Origin of the sequence: Paenibacillus rhizolycopersici (assembly GCF_014947195.2) — a bacterium.
GTDB lineage: Bacteria > Bacillota > Bacilli > Paenibacillales > Paenibacillaceae > Fontibacillus > Fontibacillus rhizolycopersici.
The window spans coordinates 115,485-134,336 of record NZ_JADCNN020000012.1; the positions used below are offsets into that span (position 1 = coordinate 115,485).

Consider the following 18,852-nt stretch of genomic DNA (forward strand, 5'->3'; position numbering starts at 1 on the left):
GCTCCATTCCAATTGAGATGATAGTCTGTCTACTCTTTGACTCCGCCAAGCACGATGCCGGACGTAAAATACTTCTGCAAAAACGGATAGACGCACAACACCGGCAGCGTGGCCACGAACACCTGGGCGGCGCGCGAGGTCCGCTCGGACACCATGCTCAGCAGGCGCACGTCCTGCATCGTCATCAGCTTCACGTCGCGGTTGACGATAACCGTCTGCAAATAGCTTTGCAGCGGATATTTATTAGGGGTATTCATCAGAATCAACCCCTCGAACCAGGAATTCCAGTGCGTCACCACGCAAAACAAGATGAGCGTAGCCATCGCCGGCAGCGAGAGCGGGACGAACACCTTCCACAGGATTTTCCAGTGGGACGCTCCGTCGATATAGGCCGCCTCTTCGATCCCTTTGGGCAGCGCCTGAAAAAAGTTGGTCAAAATAACCAGGTTGAACACCTGCACCGCGGAAGGAATGATCAGCGCCCAGAAACTGTTGATCAAACCAGTGGCGTTGATGATCATGTACCAAGGGACGAGCCCGCCGCTGAACACCATCGTTACCACGAAGAACCACATATACAGGTTGCGGGACTTGAATTCGTTTTTCGTCTTGGAAAGCGGGTAAGCCAGCATGATCGTCAGAATCATGTTGACCGGTACCCCGATGAGAACTTTAAGGACCGAGATCGTAAACGCCCGGAAAAACTCCGGCTTCTCGATCACGAATTTGTAGGATTCGAGCGTAAAGTCGACCGGCAGCAGAAACACCTTGCCCGTGGACACCGCCGCGCTGGAGCTGAGCGACACGGCCAGCACGTTGATGAACGGAAACAGGCAGGACAACGCCAACAGGGCCAAGATCAGCACGTTGACGGCATTGAAAATTTTTCTCCCCACGTTATCCCTTCTTCTACAGTATTTTATAGCCCAGCGCCTTGTTCGCGACAAAGTATCCCGTGGTAATAAAGATAAAGGAAATTACCGCCTTAAAGAGGCCAATTGCGGTCGCCACGCTGAACTGGGCGTTTTGCATGCCGACCCGGAACACCAGCGTATCGAGGATATCGCCCGTCTTGTATACCTGGGAGCTGTACAGGTTGAAAATTTGTTCAAATCCGTTCGTGCCGGCATTGAGGATGTTTCCGAGAGCGAGCACGGACATCAACATGATCATCGGCATCAGTCCGGGAAGCGTAATGTTCCACATTTGCTTCCAGCGTCCCGCGCCGTCCATTTGGGCAGCCTCGTAAAGCGTCGGATTGATGCCTGACAAAGCGGCCAGATAAACGATGGTGCCGTAGCCGAATTCCTTCCACGTATCGGTCAGGATCATGCTGACCGGAAACCAGGTTTGGTCCCCGAGGAAATACACGGGTTTAAATCCGAAAGCCGCAATGAGTTTGTTGACGACTCCTTCCGAAGGGGAAAGGATGTCGATGAAGATGCCCGCGAGAATGATCCACGAAAGAAAATGGGGGAAGTAAATGATCGTTTGAATCCCCCTTTTCAGCCGGCGCAACCGCAGTTCGTTCAACATCAGCGTGACGACGACCGGCATCACGATCCCGAGCACGATTTTCAGAATCGAGATCACCAGCGTATTGCGGATGACTTCGGAAATGGTCGGGATGCTCAAGATGTAACGGAAATTGTCGAGCCCTACCCAATCGGAATGGAGAAAACCTTTGCTCGGAGAAAAATTTTGAAACGCCATCACAAGCCCGAACATGGGACCGTAAGCATACACCAGCACGAGAATGACGCCCGGCAGCATCATGAGATGCAGGGGGATGTTCCTTTTGAAACGCGCCATGATGAATCCTCCTCTCCTCAGGCGATCCGGGAAGGGCTCTTACCGGATACGGCACTTTCGAGCCGCATCCGGCGAAGCCCCTCCGTTCGAATGCCTGGACCGTTAGCGTGCCTATTGGCGATCGACGTACCAGGCGTTAACCTCTTGCGTAATCTGGTCGCCGCCCAGCGTCTTCCAATCGTCAACGTATTTGTCGAATTTGCCGATGTCCCCGCCCATGATGATTTCGGTGAACGTCTGCAATTGGGTTTGGGACAAGATGGCTCCCTTCTGCGTCATCGCCTCCGTCGGCGGCCCGTAGTAAGCGTCGTCCATCACTCTGCCGTTTTCGGCATATTGGTTAATGACGGCCAGCGATCCCTCGGGACCGTACATCATCTCCGTTCCCCAACCGGCCAGGTCGCCTCCGCGGAACGCCTTGATGCTGTTGTAATAACTGAGTTCTTCCGCGTTCAATGCGCTCGTGTCGTCCTGTTCCAGCGCGGCGGTCACCTTCACTTGGGCGTCCGGATTTTTCATCGGCGGCTCGGAATAAACCAACGGGTATTCAAAAATCGGATTTCCGGCGGCGTCCACGTTGTAAACCTCCGGTTCTGCCGTCGCGCCGAAGCATTTTTCCAATTGCAGGTTAAGCATTTGAATGATCGCTTCGGGGTTTTTGGCGTTTTTGCTTACCACGTAATACGTGTTAATCGGGAACGGTACCTGAACCAAGGTGCCGCCGTCCTCTTTGCCGACCAAAGCGTACGGCGTCCATTCCATCTCCGGATGGGCCGTTTTAGCTTCGGACAACCAGCCCATGTTCCAGAACAGGCCATAAAACATGCCGATTTTATTGGCGCTGGCATCCGCGCTCACCTTGAAGGAATCCTTCACGCCGAATTCAGGATCGATGTAGCCGCTGGCAAACAATTTCTGTAAATTTAACAGCCCCTCTTTGACTTCGGGTTGAATATTGCCCGATTCCAACTGGCCGGCTTCATTTTTGACCCAAATGTTCGGGTATGCGCCATATCCGTTGAAATACCCCTCCAGGGAAGCGAACATCCCCCATAAATCCTTGTTCAGGCCAAGCCCGAACGTATCGTTGGCTTGGTTGCCGTCAGGATCGTTCTTGGTAAATGCTTCGGCGATTTTATTGACGTCCTCGATCGTTTTGGGCGCCTCCAGGTTCAGCTTCTTAAGCCAATCGGTGCGGATCCACAGCACGTTGGCCTGCCCAAGTCCGGAAGCCATCTTCGGAATCGCCAGCAGCTTTCCGTCAAACTTCGCCGACGCCAACGCGTTCCCGCCATCCTGGCTCAGGACGTCTTTCGTGTAGTCGCTCGCCTGCTCGTCGAAAATGGCCGTGAGATCGGCCAATTGGCCGTCGGTCGCAAGCTGCTTAAGCTGCGAGGCGTTCACCTGGAAAATGTCCGGCAAATCGTTGGAGGCGATCGAAATGTTCAGCTTTTGCTCGTATTGGGCGATCGGAACCATCCACTCGTAATTCAGCTTGATGCCGAGATCCGACTCGTATAACCGGGTCCACACGTTATTGTCCAGAGTATCGGAGCCCTCGAACTTCAAATCGTCCGGGACCGGCCTCACCGCTGTAACCATAATCATTTCATCGGAATTTTGTCCCGCTTCTTCCGTCGCTTGCGGCGAGTTGTTCGTCTCGCTTTTTGCGCAACCGGCAAGCAAAGAGAGAAGCACCGCCGCCGCCGCGAACAGCGAAAGAAGAGATTTCATCTTTTTCATTGCCCTACACCACCCTTTTTTGTTATGCCTATCCTTCGCTTTAAGTGTAGTTCAGCCTGCGGCACGCTGAATATAATAAGATCTCTACCTTTCTTGTCTTCTCTCAACCAAAATGAATCCGCTTGCATTCATGGAATTAGTCCGTAAGATTCGGAGCAAATCGAGCGCGGTATTCATTGGGCGTTACCCCTTTTTGCTTTTTGAATACCCGGGTAAAATAAGCCGCCGAATCGTATCCCGATTCTTTGGCGATCTGATGGATCTTGAATTCGGTATCCCGCAGCAGGCGTTCGGCATATTCGATCCTTTGGCGGGTGATATCGTCGGCTAAATTGCTGCCGGTCGTCTGTTTGTATAACCGCGACATGTACACGGGGTTGATGTAAAACCGTTCGGCGAGCGCTGCCAACGAAAGGTCCTCAGCCAAATGCCCGGAGATATAATGCTTGACCTTGGCGACGAAGTTTTTGCTGTGCGTCGCCTGCTTCTTTTGGCGGAGTTCGAAGATCCGCCCCGCCAGCTTGACGATGCTGTTCTCCATGGAGCTTTTGTCGCGGAAACGGGTAAACAGCTCGAACAGGTCCTGGTCGGCCAGCAGCTCTTTGGACAGCTTGTAGGCGCTGATATAGGACATCAGCATGCCGGTGAGAGCGTGGTACAGTTCCAGGTTGTTCAGCAGCGCATCCCTCGGGCCTTCGTCCTCGTTCAGCAGCTCGCTCAAGGTTCGGTAAAACAGCGTGTCCTCCTCTTCTTCAAGGCAGCTCCGCAGCAAGGACAACCGTTTCTTCCGCCCCGCCTCCCGCTCCGGCCGCTCGGGCTCTTCGCCTTTCCGTTCCAAATAGAAGCGGGAATTTGCCAGAACGAGTTCGTCTTCGTTAACGGTGATTTGGTTCAGGATCAGTTTGATGGCGCCGAATCGCCCGGGGAGGTCTCGCCATTCGACATAATCGTCGTAGATGACGGAGACGGAAGCGCCCAATGCCTCCAGGCAATGCGCCTGCACGATTTCCAAGGTTTCTTTCAGATACAGCAGGTTTTGCCCCTCCCCGTTCGGTTGGAGCACCCAGATCATGTGCTTGCCTTCGAAGGTCGCCTCGTAGCCGGTAAATACGTCCGCAAGATACTTTTGAAACACTGCCTTGATCTGCAAAAAAAGATGAAGCTGGCCGTGCGACGTGCCGCGCAACGATATTCTATCGAGGCGCAGCGCGACTAGTATGGCCTGCTCGTCCGGGTTCAGGTGGATCCGGTATTTGCCGAAGTCGCGCAGATACTCTTCCGCCGGCTCGCCCTCCAGCAGCTTCAGCAGGCATGCGCTCTGCAGCATGGGAAGCGCCGAAGCGATGTAATCCTCGTTCTCCTTGATAAATTCCTGGGCCTGCCGCTCCCGTCGGATCTCCCGAAGGCAGCGGTTTACGGCTTCGACGATTGCCTCCTCGCCTTCGCTTTTGAGTACGTACCCTACCGCATGGTTTTGAATCGCCTGGTAAGCATACGTAAATTCGCTGTGCGCTGTAAGAAAAACCAGCTTGCAATAAGGCCATTGCCGCTGGATTTCCTTCTGCAGTTCCAGGCCGCTTGTGCCCGGCATGCGTATATCGCTCAACACGATGTCCATGCGGGTCCGGCTTAGCAGATCCAGAGCCTTGTCTCCCGAAGCAGCGCTGTAGACATCAAGCTCTTCATTTTCCTGAAAAAGATCAACTAAGCCGTCCAGAATAAACGGTTCGTCGTCGACGACCAGCAATTTATACATGTTCGGTCCCACCTATCGTTAACGTGATTTTCAAACCGCCTAACCCACTCCGCTCCACGCTTATACCGCTAGTTTCGCCGAAGAGAAGCCGCAGCCGTTTGTGGATGTTGACGATGCCACTCACCTCGCCGAAAGGCTGCTTCAAGCTGTGCCGGATCGCTTCGATCTCCGCTTCGGAAATATCCCCGTTGTCCTCTACGGATACGGTCAACTTTCCGTTCTCGTCGGCAAAGTCCACCTGGATAATCCCTTCCTCCGCCAGACTGCTGATTCCGTGCTCAAACACGTTCTCGACCAGCGGCTGTAGAATCAGGCGTGGTACAAGCTTATTCGCGGCGGAAGGCGGAACTTCGCCAAAACGGATCCGGATTCTCTCGCCGAACCGCATTTTTTGGATGTCGGCATACACGCGGGAATGCCCTACCTCTTCGGCCAAGCGGACATCGTCGGACTCCCGCTGGGTCATGAATTGATAATATTTGGCCAAATACTCCGTAAAGCGTTTAACGCTTTCGGTATCGTTTAATCTCGCCATATTGCGGATCACGAAAAAGCTGTTGTACAGGAAATGCGGATTGATCTGCGACTGCAGCTGCTTCAGTTCCGCGCTTTGCGCCAGTATCTTCTGCTCGTAAACCTGCTCCAGAAGCCCCTTGATTTTAGCGACCATCGCGTTAAAGGAACGGTAGATATAGCGGAACTCATCGTTTTTCCGATGCTCTAACCGCAAGCTCAAATTGCCCCGCTCCACCTCATTGAAGGCCGACACCAGCTTGCCCAGCGGCCGCTTGATCAGATTGGCGGTCAGGTATGTCAGAATAAACACGGTCAAAATCACCGCCAAGCTGAAAAAAATAAAATAACGACGCAGTTCCCTCAGTTGAGGGTTAATTTCTCCCTCGGGCAGATAGGCCGCTAGGCTTAACCCCTGGTATTCCGAATCCTGGTTCACGATCCAGGCCGTCCGCCCGCCGGCGTTTACTATGAGCGGATCGGCGTTCGCCTTTTGCCGCACCAGGCTTTTCAAATCGATGTGATGGTCTGGATCGGACTCCCTTGCGTAAGTCGCATAAGTATGATAGGCGTCGTATACAATCGCCTGCTCGGCACCCGCAATCCCGGCCAGTTCGTTCCGGATCCGGCTTGAGGACAGCTCAACGATCAACAGATAGGTGAAATTGGGTTTTCCCGCCGCGGCGCCGGGATTCGGCAGAACATAAAACAAGCGGTCCTCCCATACGGTAAAGTGCCATCCGTTTTGCCTCTGCGACGCCGCGTAAATTTGCAACGGAATCCCCGCATCCGAGGACAGATCGCCGGACGAATCTAAAACGCGATTCAGGCCCGGAATATAAGTAACGATCCTTAGGATATAACTGCTGCTGTCCTGCAAATTTTCCATGCGGCGGATATAACGGTTCATCGAGACGGTCTTCTGAAAATTGTCCATGATCATCCCGGAATTCGCCAGTGCCAACAAATCCTCGTCTGCCAAAACCGCATATGAAAGCGTCTTCACCTTATCCAATTCGTTTTCCACTTTGTTGAAGCCGTGTTTGGCAGCCGTTCCAAAAGCCTCTACCGTCGTATTGTCCAGCAAACGGATTTGCCAGTTGTAGAGCGTCACACCGATTGTGCAAATCGGCATGATCGCAAGCAAAAATGCAGCCACGAACCGCGTAAACACCGAGCCTTGAAGCCTTATTAAGCGTCTCATAACCCATCCCTTTCCCGGTTTGCTATTCAATATGAAAACGCTCCATCCAGGCGGATGTACCCGAAAGGAGCGCTATTTCAATAACCGAATAACCCCTTCAGCAAAAACCACACCACCGGCACCAATAACGCCGGCAGCATGTTTAAGGTCTTCGCTTCGATGATCTTCAAAATCGATAATCCCGAGCTCGCAATCAATACGCCGCCGACAATCGAAATTTCGGTTAGCAGAGGGGCTGTCAGGAAGGGTGCCAGGTAATCCGCACTCAGGTAAATCGCTCCCTGCCAAACGAACAGGACCACGGCGGTCAGCGCGATCCCGATGCCGTAAGTGGAAGCCAACACCATAGAGGTCACAAGATCCAAGGTAGCGTTCATGTACAGGTAGGTGTGATTCCCGTGAATCGCACTTTCGATCGGACCTAAGATCGACAAGGTGCCGATGCAGAATAGTAGAATGCCCGTGGACAACCCTTGTCCGAGATTTGACGTAGAGAAGCGCCCGACCAACCTTTGGAAACGGCCGTCGATATCCAGCGCCGTTCCGATCAAGCTCCCCACCGCCAGGCTGATAATAAACAGCACGGGAAATGAGCTGTCCTTCATATGGGTTACCGCGGCGTTAATCCCCAGCAATGTTGCGGCCAAGCCGATCGCAGTAAATAGCACGGTCTGGTACTTTTCCTTCAGGCCTTTCTTAAAAATGCTTCCTAGCACGCTGCCCGCCAAAATCGCCGCGGTGTTCACCAATGTCCCGATCATTTTTCTGCTCCCATCCGTACATGTTCTTAGTCAAGGTAATGATAGCGCAATGCTGATTACCCGTCTAGCAAAGTCAGTGGTTCACGCCCAGCAGCAGATCCACGTCCACGGTGATTTCCAGTGCGTCCCGGTTCGTGAACGCCGCGATATGCGCTTGCTCCGCGGACCAGGCGAGTGGACTCATGCGCACCAAGTCGCGGAGTTGCTCGGTCTCAAGCCGCTGCCGATACTGCAGATGCACCACCTCCATCTCAGGGAAATGCTGGCGGAACAACGTCACGATTTTGGCGTTGGAATAGTTCGTTATTTTGCTGCCGCTGTACAGTGCCTCCCGCAGTTCACGCAAGTATCCGGTGCCCGGAACGACTTTCATGACAACGCCTTCGGGTACAAGAATTCGTCTGAATTCCTGATAATTGGCTGGAGATAGCAGGTTTAATACCACTTGGGCCGATTGATCCCGTAGAGGCGCTTGGGCCAAATCCGAGACAAGCCAGAGTCCATCCGCATAATGCCGGGCAGCCATCCGGATACCTTCTTTGGACAAATCGATCCCGACGCCAACCCAATTCGATGGTTCGAACCGACGTAAAATTTCCTGTAAATGCGAGCCTTCTCCACACCCCATGTCGACCATCAGGTCGGCAGATGCATGGTCACCCACGCGGCCAGCCAAGATTCGGACGATCGCCTCATGCAAAGGCGCGTATAAGCGGCTCCCCGTAATGATGCTCCGCCTAGCGGCGAAGAGCTTCTTGTCGTAATGGCCTGGGGTTGGACGCGTCGTCCGATTCAAATTCAAATAGCCTTGTTTCGCCATATCAAAGGTGTGTCCTAGAGAACAGGCCAGACTTTGCGGGTCAACCGCATCCATTTGCCCCCCGCATACCGGGCATTTTAAGATGGAGATATATTTTCGCACGGAACTCGCGCTGTTAAATGGTTGATTCATCTCATCGCTTCCTTTCCTCTACCAAAACCGAAACAGCCAGACAGCTGCCTCGCGGATCAGAGTAAAAGGGAAGGTTGCACCATACATAACCATGGAGAGTCTGATGAGCATGCCTAAATAAGCCCAAATGAGCGTAAAAAAAGAAAGGCGGCAGGGCCACCTTCCTTCATGCAACTTTTCGCGATATATCCCATGAAGAGTCATGAAAAATGGGCAGACTGATCCCGTTTACCCTGTTCCGGCGAACAGAGTCTTTGAACATATGAAGTTACTTGTTCAAAGCGGAATAACGCAGTCTGATATAATGCACCATTTTTACCTAACCCTCCCAAAGTTTGTCCGTGAATGCACTCTAATTATAATCGAACTCCCGTTCAAATAAAAGATCAAGCATCCTTGGCAGATCCTCTCTTTATCGATCGGCGATTGTTTTGTTATACTGATAACAAATCAACGATGAACGGGGGTCTAGCCATGAACGATCAAGATCAAGATATGCTGGCCGTGCTGAAGGCCCTCTCGAACGAGACTAGGCTCAACATCCTATGCTGGCTTCGAGAGTCGGAGAAATGGGAATACGAACTGCCGGATGTCCTCAAAGAGGAGTTCCCAGGCAGCGCATGCGTAGGCTCCATTCAAGCAAAGTCAGGGTTAGCGCAATCTGTAATTTCTTCGTACCTAGCCAGCATGCAAAAAAGCGGGTTGTTAGAATCCCGCCGATATGGGCAATATACGTATTATCGTCTTAATGATGCGAGAATAGACGCCTTTTTGGAGCAGTTCGCCGGCAAGCTGAAATCAAAAAGGAATTAGGAAAATTTTTCAATCTCCCTTGCTTATTCATAAGTTAATCTATATATTTAGATATATGTATAAAATAAATAATCGTGAAGAGGAGAGAATACCATGTCCATTTCCAAAACGGCTGCTTCCCTATTTAAACCCTTTGAAGGCGGCGGACTAAAGCTTGCCAATCGGGTTGTCATGGCTCCCATGACCCGAACCTTCTCGCCTGACGGTGTACCCGGACCCGACGTGGCCGGCTATTACCGCCGCAGAGCGGAGAACGGCGTCGGACTGATCATTACAGAAGGCACAGTGATTAACCACCCGGCGGCTCCTGCCGATCGGAACGTGCCGCACTTCTATGGAGAAGAAGCGTTAGCCGGATGGGAACGAGTTGTCCGCGAAGTGCATGAAGCTGGTGGCAAAATCGCTCCGCAAATCTGGCATACCGGTACGGCTCGCCAACGGGAGACGTTCCCCGAATCGAATGTCGATCCCATCGGCCCATCCGGTCTCAGCTTGACTGGCGAGCCGGTCTCCGAACCGTTGACGAAGCAGGAGATCCGCGAGCTGGTTCAGGCCTATGCTCAATCCGCTGCAGACGCGAAACGTCTTGGCTTTGACGCCGTCGAAATCCACGGAGCCCACGGCTATTTGATTGACCAATTCTTCTGGGAGGTCACCAATAAACGGACCGATGAGTACGGCGGCGACCTTGTAGGACGCACCCGCTTTGGTGTTGAGGTTATCGAAGCGGTCCGGGCTGCAGTTGGGCCGGAATTCCCGATTATTTTCCGTTTCTCGCAATGGAAGCCTGCTGACTACAACGCCAAGCTGGCCGCTAGCTCCGAGGAGCTGGAGCGCTTCTTGGCTCCACTTAGCGCCGCCGGCGTCGATATTTTCCACGCCTCCACACGTCGTTTCTGGGAACCGGAGTTCGCGGGTTCGGAGCTGAACTTGGCCGGCTGGACGCGCAAACTAACTGGTAAACCTACCATCACTGTCGGTTCCGTCGGCTTGAACTCCGAATTCACCAGCTTGTTCGAGTCAGGCAAAGGCGGAGAAACAACCGGGATTGAGCAGCTGATCGAGCGCCTTGAACGCGGCGAGTTCGACCTCGTTGCCGTCGGTCGTGCGCTGTTAACCGACCCGGCTTGGGCAGCTAAGATTCGCGACGGCCGTATGGAAGAACTGCAGCCGTTCACGAAGGAATCCCTCGCCACATTGAGCTGAGGGACTGATATAAAATCTTCTTGACAATAGGAAGCCCTCTTCGAAACGTTCGAAGAGGGCTTAATTATTATTAAATATGACACTTAGTTGTCATATTCACTCCCGTATAGTTGATCCTGCAAACCCAATCAAGATCAACCATGGAGGAGAGATACTCATGCAAAGTTTGAATTCAAAAGTCGTCATCATAACCGGAGCTTCCAGCGGCATCGGCAAAGCCACCGCTCAATTACTGGCTGATCAAGGAAACAAGATCGTGCTAGCCGCCCGTCGGGAGGAGCGTCTGCAGGCTTTGGCGGCCGAAATTGCCGAAACCGGAGGAGAAGCCGTTTTTTTGAAAACCGATGTCGCCTCTTATGCCTCGATGCAGGAACTGGCTCGATTCACGATGAATCGATACGGACGAATTGACGTGCTGGTAAATAACGCCGGGATCATGCCGCTCTCGATGTTGAATGAGCTGAAGGTCGACGAATGGGACCAAATGATCGATGTCAACATCAAAGGGGGACTATATGGCATCGCCGCGGTGCTTCCCGTGATGCGGCAGCAGCAGTCCGGCCATATCGTACATGTGTCTTCCGTCGCCGGATATCAGGTTTCGCCGACTTCTTCCGTTTACAGCGCGACGAAAATGGCGGTAAGAGCCATCGCCGAAGGACTACGCCAGGAAGAATCTCCGGCTTCCCGCATCCGTTCGACCCTCATTTCTCCGGGCCTTACGGATACGGAGCTGACAGAAGGCATCACGACCCCCGAAATCAAAGCGATGGTCGGACAGATGAACCAGGTAGCCATCTCGCCGGATAGCATTGCACGAGCAATCGCTTTTGCGGTCAACGAGCCCGAGGACACAGGAGTCAACGAGATCCTTATCCGCCCGACCGTACAACCGTCATAATCGAGATTGTCCATTCCGGGTTTCGCATCAAGGCCTTTTCGGTTTTCTCTGAAAAGGCCTTTTGGCTTGCGCAGCTTATTCTCATTTCGATCCCCGCAAAATCCCCTCGATCTCGTTCATTTGCGCCGAGGTCAGCGGACCAAATGAGATTGCCTTCGCCGCTTCCTCAACCTGTTTGACGTTCTTCAGCCCCGGGATCGGGAGCGTGCGCGCACTTTTTCCCCAAATCCAGGCCAGTGCCCCCTGCACGAGACTTCGACCGCCGGACGTTAGGATCTCGCGAACCGCGTCCAGCTTTGCCAAGTATTCGGCTCTGGGTTTGCCGTCCTTAAAGTACAGGACCCACTCATGGCTGCTGCCGCGCACATCCTCGGCCGGCAAGCTTGACGAAGCCGTAAACTTGCCGCTTAGTAGCCCCATCGCCAGCGGAGAATTATTGATGCTGCTCAGACCATGCCGCTCGCACAAATCTACCATGGCACTGTCATCGGATAGCACATTGAAAGGGTGCTGAATGGCGGCGCCGGAGGATCGCAAGGCAAACTGCTCCGCGCATGCCGTGTTTCCGGTACTCCATCCGTATTCGCGAATAAGACCCTCCTGCTTTAACCGCTCCAGCGCATCGATGGCCGAGTCAAGCTGCTCGGTGGAGAACTCGCCGGGGTGAATCTGGTACAGATCGATATAGTCGGTGGCAAGGCGCTGTAAGGAGGCTTGGCAAGCAGTACGGATATACTCCGGGGATACGTCGATTTTCGTATACACATTGCCGCTTGCAGAATCATACGTAAAGCCGAATTTCGTGGCGATCACCGCATCCTGGCGCCGTCCGCGCAGCACTTGTCCGATGATCTCCTCGCTATGGCCGGTTCCGTATACATCCGCCGTATCGAGGAAATTAATCCCTAGTTCTAATGCCGTTTCAATTGCCCGCATCGACTCCGTATCATCAACCTCACCCCAACCATCCGGCAAGCCGTCCAGCCAAAACGGCCCCCCGATCGCCCAACCCCCAAAACCTAGCGGACTGACTTGTAGCGGCGTGGAACCTAAAGTTTTCTTCTCCATATTCCATTCCTCCATATTCCTTGTTATTTACATTCTCAGTATAATAAAGGTAATCGGTTCTTTTTAGAGCCATTTCTCATCTAATTTGAGGAACCAATTTAGAAAAGGGAGAATAACGTCATGTTTGGAATTCGGTTAGACCCCGCCTCGTACATGTCGATTACGGCTCAACTCTGCCAGCAGGTCCGGCAAAACATCGAAAAGGGCGAGTTCAGCGAAGGACTGCGGCTTCCGCCCACCCGAAAGCTGGCCGCGGAATTCGGTATAGCCCGGAACGTGGTCATCGATGCTTATGAACAATTAATCGCAGAGGGATACCTTATCGGCCAAGCGGGCTCCGGAACCTATGTGGCCGGGGGAATTCAGCAAAGCCCTGCGGGCGCTGCCGATGAAAAACAGTTGGATGTGGAAGGGCTGACGGAGGATTCCACTCCCCCGCTTCCTGAAGGTCTCATCGATTTCGAGATCGGAACGCCGGATTTACGCCAGTTTCCCCGGCAGCTTTGGGCGAAATATCTGAAGGAAGCGGCGGAAATAATGCCGTCCGCTTCCTTCGATTACGGTGATATCCGTGGAGAGAAAACCCTACGCCTAGAGATTTCCGCCTACCTTCACCGAACGAGAGGCATTCGCTGCCATCCGGCCCAAATCATGATCGTATCGGGCTCCTCCGAAGGATTTGCCCTAATCGCCCAAGCGCTGCGGGATTCATTTGACGGCGTGTATCTGGAAGATCCGACAATTGAGTTCACACAGCATATTTTTCGGAGGGCCGGCTATCGGATCTCGCCGGTCGCCGTTGACGGCACCGGGATGAAGCTGCACGAACTTCCCGCATGGGAACCGGGACATCTCATGCTGCTGACGCCCTCCCACCAGTTCCCGGGCGGCGGCATCTTGTCGATTCAACGACGGCAACAAGCGGTCCGGCTCGCAGAGGAAGCCGGAGCTTATCTCATCGAGGATGACTATGACGGGGATTTCCGTCTGAAAGGTGTCCCCATCCCGCCTCTGCAAGCCTTAAGCCCAGATCGCGTGATCTACGTGGGAACATTCAGCAAAACGTTGGCCCCAGGGTTGCGTCTTGGCTTTCTGGTCCTCCCACGTCATCTCGTGAAGCCTGTGGCCGATTTGCGGGAAAGCCTGAATCTTCGCACCCCCTCGATTCCCCAAGTTGCCTTGGCGAGGTTCATGCAGGATGGCCGGTTGGACCGACATATCCACAAAATGAAGAAACTCTACCGCCAGCGGCGGCAACTGTTGATCGAGACCTTGAAACAACATTTCGGCGATCATGTGCTTGTCCAAGATGACGAAGCCGGAATGCATCTGCAAGTCCAGATCGCCGGGCTTCCCGCCGGAATCGATTGGTCCAAAGCCCAAGCTCACGGCATACGCGTTTACAGTGTCGAGGACTACTGCCTGGTCAAAGGAAATTACACGCGGCATATCCTGCTCGGCTATGGCAACCTCCCCGAAGAGAATATCGAACCGGGGATCGCGCGGTTAAGAAGGTTTATAGAAGAAACGGCAGCCGGAGCGCCCTGATCATACGGGATAATCATGCAAAGAGGCCGGACAGCAGGTTTTAATCCGCCGCCCGACCCATCCCCTGTTTATTGTTTAGTCGCATGGATGTAGCTGTACAAAATCGCTCACTACCTGGCTAAACTCCCGTGGCGTCTCCACATGGTTCATATGCCCACCCTGCTTAAACGTATAGAGCTGTGATCCAGGAATCTTCTCCGCCAGTTCCGCTGCCCAGCGTGGGCCGCAGTTAAAGTCGTATTCGCCAACCAGGATCAGCGTTGGGATACGCACCGTATCTAGAAGGTTCCTAACGTCCCACGTATACGGCTTCCGATTTGGATCAACGCTAAAATCAATAGCCGCCTTCCACTCCTCTGCTTCTTGCGGAAGGTTCCAGTAATCGCCGAAGAATGCCGGTAACAACCGCTGCAGCACGGTCAGCGTCGATTCTCTGTCTTGGGCAGCTCCAGTGATCAGGTCCATCCAAGCTCGCTTTGCTTCCTGCGCTTCGGATCGATCCGTCCAGCGCTCGGCATAAAGCTCGATTTGCCGAACCTGCTCCATCCCGAGCTCGGGTCCCATACACGGAGCACTGCTATAAAGGATTAACCCTCCCAGCTCCTTCGGATAATCGAGCGCATATTGAAGTCCCACAAACCCTCCATGCGAATGTCCCAAGAAATAAGGGTTCTGGGCTCCAAGGTGCTGCGCCACTTGATGAGCATAATAAGCATACCGCGGCATGCTGTAATCACCGTCCGGCAATGCGCCGGAATTCCCCGTGCCTACCGGCTCGATATAAACCATGGTCATCATTTGTTCAAGCTGCGGCATGCGCATATAACTCCAATGAAAACCCGGTCCTCCGGAATGAACCAAACAGAACGGCCCACGGCCGGCAACGTGGAAGCTTTGCTCCACCCCGTTGATCAAGATTCTGTGCTTGCTTAAAGGTATTGTCATCGCGAGAATCCCTCTTTTCTGGGTTTATCCTAAACCAGGAAAGGATATATTGTATTTCTTCGAAACCTGGATCAGCTGTTGAATACTCTCGGGAGTAGGTGGTTCTATGCGAACCTCCATTCCCTCCTCGTAAGGAACGCCCAATTCCTTCACAAAGGAATCAAATCCCGCAGGATAAGCGGTGACTAGAAAACGAGTTTGGGTAGACTTCGCCTTAAAAGTATGAGGAACCCCGCGAGGAGCAAAAACATAATCCCCGCTTTGAACCCGAAGCGTTTGATCGCCAAGGATCATCTCCAGCTCTCCCTCCAACACGTAGAAAGATTCATCCTCATCCCCATGGATATGAAGGGGCGGACCCTCATTTTCCTTCGCTGCACAATGCACCACGCAAAATTCTCCGTTGGTGTCTTCCCCGCTAACCAATATGGAATTGATGTCGGTAAAGAACAAGAACGTATTCTCCTTGTTGATATTCCGCTGCATCATACCTGCCTTGCTACGGTTACTCCTCATGTGCTAGTCACCTCTTAGTTGGATTGAATGCTAAGTACCTGCGCAGGTATTTTAGATCGTTCGTTCTCATATTAAAAACCAATCTCCCATTTGTCAACACTTTTAACGTAAAATTTACAATTCCGAAAGATTCTTTTACCGTTCGTTCTCATATGATAAAATGAGTTTGAAAGGGTGACATGTTATGGCGCGTAGTAAGGAATTTGAGGAAAGTGAAGTCCTCCTGAAGGCCATGTATCTATTCTGGGAACAGGGATATGAGAAGACTTCGCTTCAGGATCTGGTTGAGCATATGGGGATACATCGCAGAAGCTTGTACGACACCTTCGGCGACAAACACACGCTCTTTATCAAAACGATGGAACAATATGCAAAGTATGCGAACGCTACGATAAAGGCCGAAGCCCAACGCGGTCGCACGGCGAAAGAATCCATCCGTCTCATCTTTGACTATCTAATTGAAACCAACGGTGAGCAGCCTCTTGGTTGTTTCTTTGTGAACTCTGCGACCGAGCTGGCTTACAGAGATCCGGCTGTAAACGAATTGACGAGCGAGGGATTTAACAAGGGAGAGCAATTGCTCGTAGAGCTTCTTCAACAGGGGCGGCAAAAAGGGGAAATTTCGGCTGATCTGGATCCGTACCAGCTTGCATCAAGCTTGTATACGACAATGATTGGTCTCCGAGTCCTAAAACGTACATCCGCCGATAAAAAGAAATTGCATCAAATCGCAGAAGTCTCGATGGCCATGCTCGATAAGTAAGACGTATAAGCAAAGTGTTAAGCCCGCAAACGAATCGCTTGCGGGCTTGGCTATTAGCAGGCCGAATCAGGCCATTTCGATTCGAATCGCTTGCATCTGGGCTTCGATACACAAAGCCGCCGCTTTAAAAGCATGCTCCTGCGTCATCGCAGTTTCCGTTCCGTTTAGGATATCTAAAATCAATGCGCCGAAATAAGGGTATCCCACTTTCCCGGAGCAGTCATAATGGAATTCGCCTTCATGATTGACCAAATAAAGATGATTGCCGGACGGCTCCCGGGCGATGTCGATATATTTGCGGATTTCGATATATCCTTCCGTCCCCAGGATCAGGGTTCGGCCGTCGCCCCACGTGCCCAATCCGTCCGGAGTCAGCCAATCCACCCGGAAGTAGAAGGTGGCCCCGTTGTCTGCTACCAGCGTAGCATCGCCAAAGTCCTCAAACCTGGGGTAGTCCTTGAACTTGTAATTGGCCACCTTGCTATGCAGCACCTTCGCGTCTTTAGCGCCCGCGTAATGCAGGAATTGCTCGATCTGGTGGGACCCGATATCGCATAAGATTCCGCCATAACAGTCGGGGTCGAAGAACCAATCCGGCCGGGACTTGGGATTGGCGCGATGGGGTCCCGTACCGATCACCTGTACAACGCGGCCGATAGCCCCCTCCTCGATCAATTGGCCGGCAAACACGGCACTCTCCACGTGCAGGCGTTCACCGTAGTAGATTCCCCATTTCTGCCCGGTCTCTTCCGTTTTCTGGCGCGCCTGATCAACCTGCTCTAACGTGGTAAACGCCGGTTTATCCGCAAAATAATGCTTGCCGTGTTCCATCGTCCGAAGCCCCAACGCACAGCGCTCGGAAGGAATGCAGGCCGCGGCGATCAGCTTAATCTGCGGATCCCCCATTATCTCCTCCTCGGACGTGGCCACTTTCGCTTGCGGAAAGGTTTCGACGAATCGCTTCACTTTCTCCGGATCCGGATCATACACCGCCGTCAGCTCGGCTCCAGCCTCGATTAACCCGTTACACATCCCGTAGATATGTCCATGGTCCAAACCGATAGCTGCGAAGTGAAATTCGCCTTCGCCCACCACCGGGTGGGGTTTCCCTTTTGGCGCGTAATTCATGCCGTCCTGTTTCTTCGTCATAACGTCAGCCCCTTTCCCATCCTCAGCTGTTGCCTCCCGAGGTGATCGTATTGTCGCTGAAGTTCTCCACGCTGGTCTTCTTCTCGTAAAAAGAAGTCGCGTTCTGCAAAATCCCCTGCCGCGTATAGAATGGACTCTCCGGACCTAGAGGCAGCTTCACCGATTGACCGGTGCTGGCGGATTGATAAATCGCCGTAATGAGTTCCAGCGTTCTTCGTCCTTGAATGCCATCTACCAGTGCGGACGAGCCCTGTTCGATCGCGTTCAGGACGTCCTGAATTTGACCGCGATGGCCTTCATGGGAAAGCTCAGGCTGCTCATCGTAGACTTTCTGGATCTTGGCTTCCAGCTCCTCGTCCTGCTCCGGGAATCCGTTGGCTTTCGACGAAGAGGCCGCCACTTTCCAAGGCGCGGACACGCGCGCGTGCTTCCCTTGGAAGATTAATTGCTGCTCCTGACCGTGATGCACGACGGAGCTGGTGAGTTGGGCTAGCGCCCCGTTCTCGTAGCGGGCGATGGCAATGGAGATGTCCTCCACCTCGGCATTGTCATGGGAAGTGTTGCTCATCACCGCGGTGATTTCGGCGGGCATGCCGTTCATCCACTGAAAGAGATCGATATGGTGCACCGCATGGTTGAGCGTGCAGCCGCCGCCTTCCTTCTCCCAGGTTCCTCTCCACCATAGATCATAGTAGCTATGGCCCCTCCACCAGTAAGAATCAATTTGCGCGTGCACGATTGGCCCCATTAGCTTCGTATCCAAGACATGCTTCAGCTTCATCATGGGGCTTGTAAACCGGTTTTGGGCTACGACAGACAAAATTTTGCCGTTACGCTCCGCCGCTTCGTTCATCCGGTCGCATTCCTCCAGCGAGGAAGCCATCGGCTTCTCGACAATCACGTGTTTGCCCGCATCCAAAAAGGCGATCGCCGTGTCTGCGTGGGTATACGGAGGAGTACACACGGATACCAGGTCAATGTCGCTCCGTTGGAGCAGTTCCGTGTAGTCGGCGAATACCTCCGCATCCAACTGGAATTGATCCGCTTTTTGCCGCGCCTTCTCCGGGTAAATATCACAGAGCGCTACGATACGGCACTGCTCGGGAAACTGCAGATACGCTTGAATATGGGCCGGGGATATAGCTCCGGCGCCAATGATCGCTACATGAATCATTCGGGTTCCCTCCTTGGCTCGTTGGGCT

17 protein-coding genes are annotated in these 18,852 nt (G+C 53.0%); 5 read left to right on the plus strand and 12 right to left on the minus strand.

Annotation, left to right across the window (positions count from 1 at the left end):
- Positions 1–29 precede the first annotated feature (29 nt).
- From IM700_RS14425 to IM700_RS14455, 7 genes are all read right to left on the minus strand, one after another.
- Positions 30–896 carry a carbohydrate ABC transporter permease gene (locus IM700_RS14425; protein ID WP_193417701.1) on the minus strand — a complete coding sequence of 289 codons (867 nt, stop codon included), beginning with the start codon at positions 894–896 and terminating at the stop codon, positions 30–32.
- Between the two features lie 13 nt (positions 897–909).
- A complete protein-coding gene (locus IM700_RS14430; protein WP_193417699.1) occupies positions 910–1,812 on the minus strand; it encodes an ABC transporter permease in 903 nt (300 codons plus the stop codon).
- A 111-nt stretch (positions 1,813–1,923) separates the two neighbouring features.
- On the minus strand, positions 1,924–3,555 hold the full coding sequence (locus IM700_RS14435) for an extracellular solute-binding protein (RefSeq protein ID WP_204801158.1): 1,632 nt from the start codon (positions 3,553–3,555) through the stop codon (positions 1,924–1,926).
- Between the two features lie 136 nt (positions 3,556–3,691).
- On the minus strand, positions 3,692–5,311 hold the full coding sequence (locus IM700_RS14440; RefSeq protein ID WP_193417697.1) for a response regulator: 1,620 nt from the start codon (positions 5,309–5,311) through the stop codon (positions 3,692–3,694).
- Positions 5,304–7,028: a sensor histidine kinase gene (locus IM700_RS14445; protein ID WP_193417696.1), complete on the minus strand. Its 1,725-nt coding sequence runs from the start codon at positions 7,026–7,028 to the stop codon at positions 5,304–5,306. Before IM700_RS14445 ends, IM700_RS14440 begins: the two co-directional genes overlap by 8 nt.
- Before the next feature lie 77 nt (positions 7,029–7,105).
- Complete coding sequence (locus IM700_RS14450; RefSeq protein WP_193417695.1) at positions 7,106–7,789, minus strand: DUF554 domain-containing protein; 684 nt, start codon at positions 7,787–7,789, stop codon at positions 7,106–7,108.
- 73 nt (positions 7,790–7,862) lie between these two features.
- Positions 7,863–8,741, minus strand: a complete 879-nt coding sequence (locus IM700_RS14455) for a putative RNA methyltransferase (RefSeq protein WP_193417694.1) — start codon at positions 8,739–8,741, stop codon at positions 7,863–7,865.
- A 474-nt stretch (positions 8,742–9,215) separates the two neighbouring features.
- On the opposite strand from IM700_RS14455, the gene IM700_RS14460 reads away from it, so the two are divergent.
- From IM700_RS14460 to IM700_RS14470, 3 genes are all read left to right on the plus strand, one after another.
- Positions 9,216–9,554, plus strand: a complete 339-nt coding sequence (locus IM700_RS14460; RefSeq protein ID WP_193417693.1) for an ArsR/SmtB family transcription factor — start codon at positions 9,216–9,218, stop codon at positions 9,552–9,554.
- A 93-nt stretch (positions 9,555–9,647) separates the two neighbouring features.
- Positions 9,648–10,760, plus strand: a complete 1,113-nt coding sequence (locus tag IM700_RS14465; RefSeq protein WP_193417692.1) for an NADH:flavin oxidoreductase — start codon at positions 9,648–9,650, stop codon at positions 10,758–10,760.
- 157 nt (positions 10,761–10,917) lie between these two features.
- On the plus strand, positions 10,918–11,661 hold the full coding sequence (locus tag IM700_RS14470) for an SDR family oxidoreductase (RefSeq protein ID WP_193417691.1): 744 nt from the start codon (positions 10,918–10,920) through the stop codon (positions 11,659–11,661).
- 81 nt (positions 11,662–11,742) lie between these two features.
- Here the strand turns inward: IM700_RS14470 and IM700_RS14475 are convergent, their stop codons facing one another.
- The gene (locus tag IM700_RS14475) at positions 11,743–12,729 is read right to left on the minus strand and encodes an aldo/keto reductase (protein ID WP_193417690.1); all 987 of its coding nucleotides are present in this window, start codon (positions 12,727–12,729) and stop codon (positions 11,743–11,745) included.
- A gap of 120 nt (positions 12,730–12,849) precedes the next feature.
- On the opposite strand from IM700_RS14475, the gene pdxR reads away from it, so the two are divergent.
- Positions 12,850–14,277 carry a MocR-like pyridoxine biosynthesis transcription factor PdxR gene (pdxR, locus tag IM700_RS14480; RefSeq protein ID WP_193417689.1) on the plus strand — a complete coding sequence of 476 codons (1,428 nt, stop codon included), beginning with the start codon at positions 12,850–12,852 and terminating at the stop codon, positions 14,275–14,277.
- Positions 14,278–14,352: 75 nt separating this feature from the next.
- Here the strand turns inward: pdxR and IM700_RS14485 are convergent, their stop codons facing one another.
- Positions 14,353–15,222, minus strand: coding sequence for an alpha/beta fold hydrolase (locus tag IM700_RS14485; RefSeq protein ID WP_193417687.1), 870 nt, complete (start codon positions 15,220–15,222; stop codon positions 14,353–14,355).
- 24 nt (positions 15,223–15,246) lie between these two features.
- A complete protein-coding gene (locus tag IM700_RS14490) occupies positions 15,247–15,738 on the minus strand; it encodes a quercetin 2,3-dioxygenase (protein WP_193417685.1) in 492 nt (163 codons plus the stop codon).
- Positions 15,739–15,922: 184 nt separating this feature from the next.
- Between IM700_RS14490 and IM700_RS14495 the strand changes: the two genes are divergently transcribed.
- A complete protein-coding gene (locus IM700_RS14495) occupies positions 15,923–16,501 on the plus strand; it encodes a TetR/AcrR family transcriptional regulator (protein ID WP_193417683.1) in 579 nt (192 codons plus the stop codon).
- 66 nt (positions 16,502–16,567) lie between these two features.
- Here the strand turns inward: IM700_RS14495 and IM700_RS14500 are convergent, their stop codons facing one another.
- Positions 16,568–17,650 carry a Gfo/Idh/MocA family protein gene (locus tag IM700_RS14500; protein WP_193417682.1) on the minus strand — a complete coding sequence of 361 codons (1,083 nt, stop codon included), beginning with the start codon at positions 17,648–17,650 and terminating at the stop codon, positions 16,568–16,570.
- A 22-nt stretch (positions 17,651–17,672) separates the two neighbouring features.
- Complete coding sequence (locus IM700_RS14505; protein ID WP_193417681.1) at positions 17,673–18,824, minus strand: Gfo/Idh/MocA family protein; 1,152 nt, start codon at positions 18,822–18,824, stop codon at positions 17,673–17,675.
- Positions 18,825–18,852 lie beyond the last annotated feature (28 nt).